7 protein-coding genes are annotated in these 12,246 nt (G+C 53.8%); 2 read left to right on the top strand and 5 right to left on the bottom strand.

The annotated features are described in order from the left end of the window. Window positions 1-3: 3 nt before the first annotated feature. On the bottom strand, window positions 4-2,397 hold the full coding sequence (malP, locus tag OGX92_RS08145; protein ID WP_286586426.1) for a maltodextrin phosphorylase: 2,394 nt from the start codon (window positions 2,395-2,397) through the stop codon (window positions 4-6). A gap of 618 nt (window positions 2,398-3,015) precedes the next feature. Between malP and malT the strand changes: the two genes are divergently transcribed. Continuing rightward, a complete protein-coding gene (gene malT / locus OGX92_RS08140; protein WP_003827634.1) occupies window positions 3,016-5,721 on the top strand; it encodes an HTH-type transcriptional regulator MalT in 2,706 nt (901 codons plus the stop codon). A gap of 41 nt (window positions 5,722-5,762) precedes the next feature. Here malT and OGX92_RS08135 read toward each other — a convergent pair whose 3' ends face one another. From OGX92_RS08135 to glpE, 3 genes are all read right to left on the bottom strand, one after another. After that, window positions 5,763-6,521: a DeoR/GlpR family transcriptional regulator gene (locus OGX92_RS08135; RefSeq protein ID WP_003023499.1), complete on the bottom strand. Its 759-nt coding sequence runs from the start codon at window positions 6,519-6,521 to the stop codon at window positions 5,763-5,765. 95 nt (window positions 6,522-6,616) lie between these two features. Beyond that, entirely contained in the window at window positions 6,617-7,447 is an 831-nt protein-coding gene (gene glpG / locus OGX92_RS08130; protein ID WP_286586425.1) for a rhomboid family intramembrane serine protease GlpG, read from the bottom strand. A 170-nt stretch (window positions 7,448-7,617) separates the two neighbouring features. Further along, window positions 7,618-7,944: a thiosulfate sulfurtransferase GlpE gene (gene glpE, locus OGX92_RS08125; protein WP_003827629.1), complete on the bottom strand. Its 327-nt coding sequence runs from the start codon at window positions 7,942-7,944 to the stop codon at window positions 7,618-7,620. A 198-nt stretch (window positions 7,945-8,142) separates the two neighbouring features. Here glpE and glpD point away from each other — a divergent pair, with 198 nt between their 5' ends. Continuing rightward, window positions 8,143-9,651, top strand: coding sequence for a glycerol-3-phosphate dehydrogenase (glpD, locus tag OGX92_RS08120; protein WP_286586424.1), 1,509 nt, complete (start codon window positions 8,143-8,145; stop codon window positions 9,649-9,651). Window positions 9,652-9,793: 142 nt separating this feature from the next. Here the strand turns inward: glpD and glgP are convergent, their stop codons facing one another. Beyond that, window positions 9,794-12,241 (bottom strand): glycogen phosphorylase, encoded by a 2,448-nt coding sequence (gene glgP / locus OGX92_RS08115; RefSeq protein WP_003827624.1) that lies wholly within the window; start codon window positions 12,239-12,241, stop codon window positions 9,794-9,796. Between the last annotated feature and the right edge of the window lie 5 nt (window positions 12,242-12,246).

Raw genomic sequence — 12,246 nt, 5'->3', positions numbered from 1 at the left:
TCCTTAACGTTTCGCCTGCCAGATACGAGCCTGGTAATCGCGGATGGAGCGATCCGAGCTGAACATGCCGCAACGCGCGGTATTCAGAATCGCCGCCCGGGTCCAGGCGTCCTGGTCACGATACAACACGTCAACCTGCTTCTGAGCTTCAACGTAGGCCGCGAAGTCCGCCATCACCAGATACGGGTCGCCGCCCTGCTTGCCGATACTGTGCAGCATCTGGTCAAAGGCATGCTTGTCGCCATCGCTGTATTTCCCGCTTTCCAGCTCTTTCAGGACAGCATCCAGCACTTTGTCTTTTTTACGCCATTTCACCGGGTCGTAGCCTTTGGCTTTGAGCGCCTTCACCTCTTCCACGGTATGACCAAAGATAAAGATATTCTCGTCACCCACCTTCTCGGCGATTTCGACGTTTGCGCCATCCAGCGTACCTACGGTTAACGCACCGTTCAGCGCCAGCTTCATGTTACCGGTGCCGGAAGCCTCTTTCCCTGCGGTTGAAATCTGTTCAGAGATATCCGCCGCCGGAATCAGCATTTCCGCCGCCGAGACACAATAATCCGGCAGGAAGACGACCTTCAGCTTGTCGCCGACTTTCGGGTCGTTATTGATGGTTTGTGCAACCTGGTTGATGGCGAAGATGATATTTTTCGCCAGGTAGTAACCCGGAGCAGCTTTTGCGCCAAACAGGAATACGCGCGGCACGCGATCTGCCTGCGGGTTCTCACGGATTTCTTTGTACAACGCCAGAATATGCAGCAGATTCAGGTGCTGGCGCTTGTACTCATGCAGACGTTTAATCTGAATATCAAAGATAGCGTTAGTCGTTATTTCAATACCGGTACGCGCTTTAATAAACTTCACCAGGCGCTCTTTGTTCGCCAGTTTGATGTCACGATACTGCTGGCGGAACTTCGCGTCGTCGGCGTATTTTTCCAGATTGATCAGCTGATCGAGATCGTTAGCCCACTCTTTTTTCAGCGATTTATCCAGCAGTGCGGCAAGCGCCGAGTTGCATTGCTTAATCCAGCGACGCGGAGTAATCCCGTTGGTGACGTTATGGAATTTGTTCGGCCAGAGCTGGTGATATTCCGGGAACAGATCTTTCACTACCAGATCGGAGTGCAGCGCCGCCACACCGTTGACCGCAAAACCGCTGACCACGCACATGTTGGCCATACGCACCTGTTTACTGTGCACCACTGCCAGCTTCGCCCAGACTTCAGCATCACCCGGCCAGGTTTTATCAACCAACGTCTTAAAGCGGTCGTTAATCTCTTTGATGATTTGCATGTGGCGCGGCAGGAGTGCTTTCACCAGTTTCTCATCCCAGCACTCTAACGCTTCCGGCATCAGGGTGTGGTTGGTGTAAGCGAAGGTCTTGCTGGTAATCGCCCACGCATCGTCCCAGCTCATCTGGTGCTCATCAATCAGCACGCGCAGCAGTTCAGGGATCGCGATAGTCGGGTGAGTATCGTTAAGTTGAATGACTTCGTAATCAGCCAGTTCGTGCAGGTTACGTCCTGCCAGATGATGGCGGCGCAGAATGTCGGCTACGGAGCAGGCGCACTGGAAGTACTGCTGCATCAGGCGCAGCTTTTTACCCGCGGTGTGGTTATCGTTCGGGTACAGCACTTTCGTCAGTTTTTCAGCGTCGATGCCCTGCTGCTCTGCGCGCAGGAAATCGCCGTCATTAAATTTGGTCAGGTTAAACGGGTGCGCATGGCTGGCCTGCCACAGACGCAGCGGTTGCGCTACGCCGTTACGGTAACCGAGAACCGGCAGATCCCATGCCTGGCCGGTGATGGTAAACCCTGGCTCCCAGTGCCCTTCTTTGGTGACCTTGCCACCAATCCCAACCTGCACATCCAGCGCCTCGTTGTGACGGAACCACGGGTAGTTGCCACGATGCCAGTCATCCGGGGCTTCCATCTGTTGGCCATCGGCAAACGACTGACGGAACAGGCCGTACTGGTAGTTGAGGCCATAGCCCGTCGCCGACTGGCCGACTGTCGCCATCGAATCAAGGAAGCAAGCCGCCAGGCGTCCCAATCCACCGTTACCCAACGCCGGATCGATCTCTTCTTCCAGCAGGTCTGTCAGGTTGACGTCATGCGCTTTCAGCTCATCGCTCACCACCTGATACCAGCCGAGGTTGAGTAAATTGTTGCCGGTCAGGCGACCAATCAAAAACTCCATCGAGATGTAGTTAACGTGACGCTGATTTTTTGCCGGTTTTGCCGCAGGCTGGGCGCTGAGTAACTCAGCCAACGCCCCACTCACTGCCTGCCACCACTGGCGCGACGTCATTTCTTGAGCCGACAGTAAACCGAAGCGCTGCCACTGACGCGTCAGGGCAGCCTGAAATTGATCTTTGTTGAAAGTAGGCTGTGACATAGGGGTTCCAGATCCTTAGGTAATAAAACAACGTTATCGCTAGTTTGCCTGGCTCGTTGTTGACATTCCTCATCCTGGCACGGATTAGGGAGGGAGGAGGAGCGGGGATGAGCATAAAAGTGTGATCTCCGCCACTTAAAGGGGAGGTAATTGCCCGTAAATTCGCGCAAACCCCGCATAACGCTCTTCGAATGACGCATTAGTAACAAAGGATTAATCGACAATATCAAATAGCGATATGACGATGAGAAACAATGTGTAAATAGGGAAATAGTTTCTAACCTGAAATATCTGTGCCCGATAAGATAATTCACATAAAACTTTTAAGTCGGCCACAAAATTCGGTGATATTCATTAGCTATTTGAGTAACCATATAAAAAGAGAGGGATTTTTCGACACAGTCAAAATTACAACGGATCCAGTCGCCACGCCTGTTGCGACTCTTTAAAGCATTTATTGCAATAGATGTATAGATTTGTGACATAGTGCAAAATCAGACACACAAAAAGTCCGCTTAGCTTGCATAAAACACCAATCTGGCCGACCTTATATCTATTAATTACGAAGCGCAAAAAAAATCATTCTTCCCTATTTTCACACAGTGAAGTGACTAACTTATGTTGATTCCGTCTAAATTAAGTCGTCCGGTTCGACTCGATCATACGGTGGTTCGTGAGCGCCTGTTGGCTAAACTTTCCGGCGCGAACAATTTCAGGCTTGCCCTGATAACAAGTCCTGCTGGTTATGGAAAAACGACGCTGGTTTCACAATGGGCGGCAGGGAAAAATGATTTAGGCTGGTATTCTCTGGATGAGGGCGATAATCAGCAAGAGCGCTTTGCCAGTTATCTGATCGCCGCTATCCAACAGGCAACAGGTGGACACTGCACCACCAGTGAAGCAATGGTGCAAAAACGTCAGTACGCCAGCCTGACGTCACTGTTTGCCCAGCTATTTATCGAACTGGCCGAGTGGCACCGCCCGCTCTACCTGGTAGTAGATGATTATCATCTGATCTCTAACCCGGCCATTCACGAAGCGATGCGTTTCTTCCTGCGTCACCAGCCTGAGAACCTCACGCTGGTCGTGCTGTCGCGCAATCTGCCGCAACTGGGTATTGCCAACCTGCGGGTACGCGATCAACTGCTGGAGATAGGCAGCCAACAGCTGGCCTTTAACCATCAGGAAGCCAAACAATTTTTCGACCGACGTTTGTCCTCTCCCATTGAAGCGGCAGAAAGCAGCCGGATGTGCGATGACGTTGCTGGCTGGGCCACGGCGTTACAACTGATCGCCCTTTCCGCCCGCCAGAACAATCATTCCGCGCACCAGTCAGCACGACGCCTCGCGGGGATCAACGCCAGCCATTTGTCCGATTATCTGGTTGATGAAGTGCTGGACAGCGTCGACCTCGGCACCCGTCACTTCCTGCTGAAAAGCGCCATTCTGCGTTCCATGAACGATGCGCTAATCGTCCGCGTTACCGGGGAAGAAAACGGCCAGATGCGGCTGGAAGAAATTGAGCGTCAGGGGTTATTCCTGCAGCGGATGGATGACGTTGGCGAGTGGTTCAGCTATCACCCGCTGTTTGGCAGCTTTTTACGCCAGCGCTGCCAATGGGAGCTGGCGAACGAACTGCCCGAAATACACCGCGCCGCCGCCGAAAGCTGGATGGCGCAAGGCTTCCCCAGCGAAGCTATCCACCACGCGCTGGCAGCCGGCGACGCCCATATGCTACGCGATATCCTGCTTAATCATGCGTGGGGACTGTTTAACCATAGCGAGCTGACGTTACTGGAAGAGTCGCTGAAAGCCCTGCCGTGGGAAAGTCTGCTGGAAAATCCGCGTCTGGTTCTGTTGCAAGCCTGGCTGATGCAAAGCCAGCACCGCTACGGAGAGGTTAACACCTTGCTGGCGCGCGCAGAGCAGGAAATGAAAGGCGACATGGAGCCGACACTGCACGCCGAATTCAACGCTTTACGGGCGCAGGTAGCGATTAACGACGGCAACCCTGACGAAGCCGAACGCCTGGCGAAACTGGCCCTGGATGAGTTACCCATCGCCTGGTTCTATAGCCGGATCGTCGCCACCTCGGTGCACGGCGAAGTCCTGCACTGTAAGGGCGATCTCACGCGCTCTCTGGCGTTAATGCAGCAAACCGAGCAAATGGCGCGTCATCATGACGTCTGGCATTACGCGCTGTGGAGTCTTATCCAGCAAAGCGAAATTTTGTTTGCCCAGGGCTTTTTACAGGCCGCCTGGGAAACTCAGGAAAAAGCATTCCAGCTGATCAAAGAGCAGCACCTGGAACAGCTGCCGATGCACGAATTCCTGGTACGTATTCGCGCACAACTACTGTGGGCATGGGCGCGTCTGGACGAATCAGAAGCCTCTGCCCGTAGCGGTATTGAACTGCTTTCCACTTTCCAGCCGCAGCAACAGCTACAGTGTCTGGCGCTGCTGGTTCAGTGTTCACTGGCACGGGGCGATCTCGATAACGCTCGCAGCCTGCTCAACCGCCTGGAAAACCTGCTGGGTAACGGTCACTATCACAGCGACTGGATCTCCAACGCCGATAAGGTGCGGGTGATTTACTGGCAAATGGTGGGCGACAAAAACTCGGCCGCCAACTGGCTGCGCCACACGCCAAAACCAGAATTCGCCAATAACCACTTCCTGCAAAGCCAGTGGCGCAACATCGCTCGCGCGCAAATCCTGCTCGGCGAGTTTGAACCGGCTGAGATTGTGCTGGAAGAGTTGAATGAAAATGCGCGCAATCTGCGCCTGATGAGCGATCTGAACCGTAACCTGTTGCTGCTTAATCAGCTCTACTGGCAGGCAGGGCGCAAAAATGACGCCCAGCGTGTGTTACTCGACGCCCTACAGCTGGCGAACCGCACCGGATTCATCAGCCACTTTGTTATCGAAGGCGAGGCCATGGCGCAACAACTGCGTCAGCTGATTCAGCTCAATACCTTACCGGAACTCGATCAGCACCGCGCCCAGCGCATTTTGCGTGAGATTAACCAGCACCACCGCCATAAATTTGCCCACTTCGATGAAGGGTTCGTTGAGCGTCTGCTTACTCACCCGGAAGTGCCGGAGCTTATCCGCACCAGCCCGCTGACCCAGCGCGAATGGCAGGTTCTGGGACTGATTTATTCGGGCTACAGCAACGAGCAGATCGCCGGAGAGCTGGCCGTCGCGGCAACGACCATCAAGACGCACATCCGCAATTTGTACCAAAAGCTCGGCGTCGCACATCGCCAGGATGCGGTGCAACATGCGCAGAAGCTGCTGAAGATGATGGGGTACGGCGTTTAGTTAATGCCTGATACGCAACGCTTATCAGGCCTGGGATTACCTTAGCACAGCTCTAACTGGATATGATGGTCAGCAATCACCTGCATCACACCAGCAGGCGGCAGCGTGTCGGTATACACCGCATCCACCATGCTGATGCTGCCCATATTAACCATCGCGTTACGCCCAAACTTCGAGTGGTCCACCACCAGCATCACATGCCGTGAATTCTCAATGATCGCGCGCTTGGTGCGAACTTCGTGATAATCAAACTCCAGCAGGGAACCGTCGCTGTCGATGCCGCTGATCCCTAAGATGCCGAAGTCCAGACGGAACTGAGAAATAAAGTCGAGGGTCGCTTCGCCCATAATACCGCCGTCGCGGCTACGCAGTTCACCACCGGCGAGGATTATGCGGAAATCCTCTTTCGCCATCAGCGTGTTCGCCACATTGAGGTTGTTGGTCACAATGCGTAAATTGCTGTGGTTAAGCAGCGCGTGAGCCACCGCTTCCGGCGTGGTTCCGATATCAATAAACAGCGTAGAGCCGTTCGGGATCTGCGTGGCAACTTTGCGGGCAATGCGCTCTTTTTCCGCAGTCTGCGTCGCTTTACGGTCATGCCACGGGGTGTTGACCGAGCTGGATGGCAGCGCCGCGCCTCCGTGATGGCGCAAAATCATGTTCTGATCGGCCAGATCGTTAAGATCGCGGCGAATCGTCTGCGGGCTGACGGAGAAATGCTCCACCAGCTCTTCAGTACTGACGTATCCCTGTTTTTTTACCAGCTCGATGATCGCGTCATGTCGTTGTGTTTGCTTCATTATGGTTCCCTGAAATTTTGCCGGATGCGCTGACGCTTATCCGGCCTACAAATTGGTCCAAACGCACACCGCCTTCCGGCACCACAAAACTTGAGTCAAGTTCGTTTTCGTACATTTATAGTATCGGCAAACGCCATTGCCAGACCCACGGCCAATCCGGCGATATGAGCGCCATTCGCCATCGACATGCCGAATAGATCAAACCAGCCGGCAACAATCCAGATCAAAGCAAAGATAATCAAACCACGCTGCAGGAAAATACCGCTTTGCGGATCGCGCTCGCCGCGCAACCACACGTAGCCCATCAGCGCATATACCACGCCAGACAGTCCACCAAACCACGGGCCGCTAAATTTCTGCTGAACATAGCCGCTCAACAGGGCGCTGATCACGGTAATTACAATCAGTTTTCCACTGCCCAGACGCTTTTCAACCGCACCGCCGAGATACCACCACCACAACAGGTTGAACAGAATATGCATCAGCGAGAAGTGCATAAAAGCGTGGGTGAAATAACGCCAGAATTCAAATTTCAGCGAAGGATCAAACGGCCATGCCAGCCAGAGCATCACCGCCTGGTCGCCCAGCACGTTCATCGCAATAAACACCAGCACACACGCGGCCATCACCAACCAGATTACCGGACCTGCGCGTTCGCGCAATTTGGCCAGGAACGGATAACGTTGGTAGTGCAGACCGCTGTCGGTCTGACCCGACTGCCAGCTTGCCGCGAGGTAGCGCGGATCGCCCGGATTCTCCAGAAATCGCGCCAGTTCAGCATGCACGCGCTCGGCCTGGGACTCATCCGCCAGCCAGACATCCGTTTGCTGATGTTGTTGAATCGTCAGGATAACGCCTTGTGTCGCCATATAATCAACAAATGCCTGCGCCACGCGGGGGTTAGCAAAAGAGGTAATCATCAACATGGTTGCTGTCGCTTCATCCACACAAAAGAGGACAGTATATATACCCTTCTTACTTCGAGCTGCATCTTTGTTGGCTTTCCTCGCTCACTCCGGTCACGTACTGTTCGTACGCTCCCGGAGATTCGCTGCGTCGCCGTCGCGATGCAACTCGAATTAATTTGGGTATAGCCTTACGAACCGTATGCCACTTCTGCCGGAAAATGTCGATGCCAGGCGTCGAAGCCGCCGTCAACGCTGTAAACCGCGTCATAGCCCTGCTGAAGAAGATATTGCGCCGCGCCTTTACTGCTGTTGCCGTGATAACACATCACCAACACGGCGGTGTCGAAATCATGCTCGCGCATAAATGACCCCAGCGTGTCGTTCGTCAGATGAAACGCCTGCGGGGCATGACCCATGGCATAGCTTTGCGGATCACGGATATCCACTAACACCGCGCTCCCCTGATGCAGCTTCTGATGCGCTTCTTCGACATTAATACATTCAAACTGATCCATTGCTCTCTCTTCTTTATATGGCAGGTGACGCTTTTCGGACATGTTACTGCTTAGTGTACGTCCCGACGGCAGTTAAACGCCATAATGTTATATGTATCACTGTAAATTGTTTATCCGATGTTACCAATGGCGCGATTCTTTGCTATTATGCTCGATAACGAACATTAATGAGCTATAACGAAAGTGCGAGAGGCCAGCATGGAAACCAAAGATCTGATTGTGATAGGTGGAGGCATCAACGGTGCCGGTATCGCGGCAGATGCCGCTGGACGCGGTTTATCCGTGCTGATGCTGGAAGCGCAGGATTTAGCCTGCGCCACCTCTTCCGCTAGCTCCAAACTCATCCACGGTGGCCTGCGCTACCTGGAACACTACGAATTTCGTCTGGTAAGCGAAGCGCTGGCCGAACGTGAAGTGCTGTTGAAAATGGCACCGCATATCGCCTTCCCGATGCGCTTTCGTCTGCCCCACCGCCCGCACCTGCGTCCGGCGTGGGTGATCCGCATTGGTTTGTTTATGTACGATCATCTGGGCAAACGCACCAGTTTGCCAGGTTCTACCGGTTTGCGTTTTGGCGCAGATTCCGTAATGAAACCTGAGATTGTGCGCGGTTTCGAATATTCCGACTGCTGGGTAGACGATGCGCGACTGGTTTTGGCAAACGCCCAAATGGTCGTACGCAAAGGCGGAGAAGTATTAACCCGCACTCGCGCCACTTCTGCTCGCCGTGAAAACGGTTTGTGGATTGTTGAAGCTGAAGATATCGATACCGGCAAAAAATACACCTGGCAGGCGCGTGGCCTGGTCAACGCCACCGGTCCGTGGGTGAAAGAGTTCTTCGACGACGGTATGCACCTGCCATCACCGTACGGCATTCGCCTGATTAAAGGCAGCCACATCGTAGTGCCGCGCGTACATACCCAGAAGCAAGCTTATATTCTGCAAAACGAAGATAAGCGTATTGTGTTTGTTATCCCATGGATGGACGAATTCTCGATCATCGGGACGACAGACGTTGAATACAAAGGCGATCCGAAAGCAGTGAAAATTGATGAAAGCGAAATCAATTACCTGCTGAAGGTCTACAACGCGCACTTTAAGAAACAGCTGGGCCGTGATGATATCGTCTGGACTTACTCAGGCGTGCGTCCGCTGTGCGATGACGAGTCTGACTCACCGCAGGCGATCACCCGTGATTACACGCTGGATATCCACGACGAAAACGGCAAAGCGCCGCTGCTGTCGGTCTTTGGCGGTAAGCTGACCACCTATCGTAAGCTGGCTGAGCACGCGATGGAAAAACTGGCATCGTACTACCAGGGTATTGGTCCGGCATGGACGAAAGAGTGCATTCTGCCAGGCGGTGACATTGGCGGCGATCGCGAAGATTACGCGGCCAAACTGCGCCGTCGCTACCCTTTCCTGACCGAGTCGCTGGCACGCCATTACTCTCGCACCTACGGCAGCAACACCGAATGGGTTATCGGCGAAGCCACCTCGCTTGCCGAGTTAGGTGAAGACTTTGGCCATGAGTTTTATGAGGCCGAGCTGAAATATCTGGTCGATCACGAATGGGTTCGTCGCGCGGAAGATGCGCTGTGGCGTCGCACGAAAGAAGGTATGTGGCTGAACGCTGAGCAGCAGTCACGCATGACCCAGTGGCTGGCAGAGTATATCGAGAAACACCAGCTGTCGCTGGCGTCGTAAGCAAGTACACGAACGTAGGCCGGGCAAGCGAAGCGCCCCCGGCAACGAGCGCCCTGTAGGCCCGGTAAGCGTCATCGCTATCGGGCCTTTTGCCGGATGGCGGCTAGCGCCTTATCCGGCCTACAGGTAGTCCTATCCCTTATTACAACCGCACCGAATCAATATGCCAGATGTTTTCGGCGTACTCTTTGATCGTCCTGTCCGACGAGAAGTACCCCATGTTGGCGATATTAATCATCGACTTGGTGGTCCACTCTTCCGGGTGACGATACAGTTCATCAACCTTATCCTGGCAATCAACGTAGCTGCGATAATCCGCCAGAACCTGATAGTGGTCGCCAAAGTTAATCAGCGAATCCACCAGGTCGCGATAGCGTCCCGGCTCCTCAGGGCTGAATACGCCGCTGCCGATCTGCGTCAGCACCTGGTGCAGCTCTTCGTCTTTCTCGTAATACTCACGCGGCTTGTAGCCCTGGCTGCGTAAAGCCTCGACCTCTTCCGCCGTATTACCAAAGATAAAGATATTTTCTGCGCCCACATGCTCCAGCATCTCAACGTTGGCACCGTCCAGCGTCCCGATGGTCAGCGCGCCGTTAAGAGCAAATTTCATATTACTGGTACCGGAGGCTTCGGTCCCGGCCAGAGAAATCTGCTCAGACAGATCGGCAGCAGGAATAATCACCTGCGCCAGGCTGACGCTGTAGTTGGGGATAAACACCACTTTCAGCTTGTCGCCAATTTGCGGATCGTTGTTGATCACTTTCGCGACGTCGTTGATCAGGTGAATGATGTGTTTCGCCATGTAATAAGCAGAAGCCGCTTTACCTGCGAAGATATTCACACGCGGTACCCACTCAGCGTCAGGATCGGCCTTAATGCGGTTGTAGCGGGTAATCACATGCAGCACGTTCATCAACTGACGTTTGTATTCGTGAATACGCTTTATCTGCACATCAAACAGCGATTTCGGGTTCACCACCACGTTCAGCTGCTGGGCAATAAGCGTGGCCAGACGCTTTTTATTCTCCAGCTTCGCGCGGCGCACCGCCTGATTTACCAGCGGGTAATCGCAGTGCTGCTCAAGCTCACTGAGCTGGCTGAGATCGGTTCGCCAGGTGCGTCCAATGTTCTCATCCAGCACTTCAGAGAGCGACGGGTTGGCCAGCGCCAGCCAGCGACGCGGCGTCACGCCATTGGTGACGTTGCAAAAACGAGTCGGGAAAATCTTCGCAAAATCAGCAAACAGTGACTGCACCATCAGGTTGGAGTGCAGCTCGGAAACGCCGTTAACCTTGTGGCTCACCACCACCGCCAGCCATGCCATACGCACACGACGGCCGTTAGATTCATCGATAATCGACGTCCGCCCCAGCAGAGCGGTATCGTTCGGATACTGTTCCTGTAACGTTTTCAGGAAGTAGTCGTTGATTTCAAAGATGATTTGCAGATGGCGCGGCAAAATTTTGCCCAGCATATCGACAGGCCAGGTCTCCAGCGCTTCGCTCATCAAAGTGTGGTTGGTATACGAGAAGACCTGGCAGCAGACCTCAAACGCATCGTCCCAGCTGAACTTATGCTCATCGATCAGCAAACGCATTAGCTCTGGGATCGACAGCACCGGATGGGTGTCGTTGAGGTGAATGGCAATTTTATCCGCCAGGTTGTCGTAGGTTTTGTGCAGCTGGTAATGACGGCTCAGAATGTCCTGCACCGTGGAGGAGACCAGGAAATACTCCTGGCGCAGCCGCAGTTCACGTCCTGAATAGGTGGAGTCGTCCGGGTACAATACGCGGGAGACGTTCTCGGAGTGGTTTTTATCTTCCACCGCCGCAAAGTAGTCGCCCTGGTTAAATTTACCGAGATTAATCTCGCTACTGGCCTGGGCATTCCACAGACGCAGCGTGTTGGTGGCGTCGGTGTCGTAGCCGGGGATAATCTGGTCGTAGGCGACCGCGAGGATCTCTTCGGTTTCTATCCAGCGCGTTTTCTTACCTTCCTGCTGAATGCGCCCGCCAAAACGCACTTTGTAGCGCGTGTTGTGGCGTTTGAATTCCCACGGGTTACCGTATTCCAGCCAGTAGTCCGGCGACTCTTTCTGGCGGCCATCAACAATGTTCTGCTTGAACATGCCGTAGTCATAACGAATACCGTAGCCGCGTCCCGGCAATCCCAGCGTTGCCAGAGAGTCCAGAAAGCAGGCCGCCAGGCGCCCGAGACCGCCATTGCCAAGACCCGGGTCGTTTTCTTCGTCGATCAGATCTTCAAGATCCAACCCCATTCCTTCCAGCGCATTTTTGACATCGTCATAAATGCCCAGCGATAACAGTGCATTGGAAAGCGTGCGGCCAATCAGAAACTCCATAGACAGGTAATAGACCTGACGAGTTTCCTGAGATAATTGCGCACGGTTAGAACGCAGCCAGCGCTCCACGAGACGGTCGCGCACCGCGAACAACGTGGCGTTCAGCCACTCATGTTTATTGGCAATGACCGGGTCCTTACCAATCGTGAACATCAGCTTATAGGCAATAGAATGCTTAAGTGCCTCTACGCTGAGTGTGGGCGATGCATAAGTAAATGGAGCATTCATATAGG

It is taken from the genome of Citrobacter sp. Cpo089 (assembly GCF_030332695.1).
Taxonomy (GTDB): Bacteria; Pseudomonadota; Gammaproteobacteria; order Enterobacterales; family Enterobacteriaceae; genus Citrobacter; species Citrobacter portucalensis.
The sequence above is the reverse complement of the archived record's forward strand: the minus strand, read 5'-3'. Positions and strand labels throughout refer to the sequence as shown.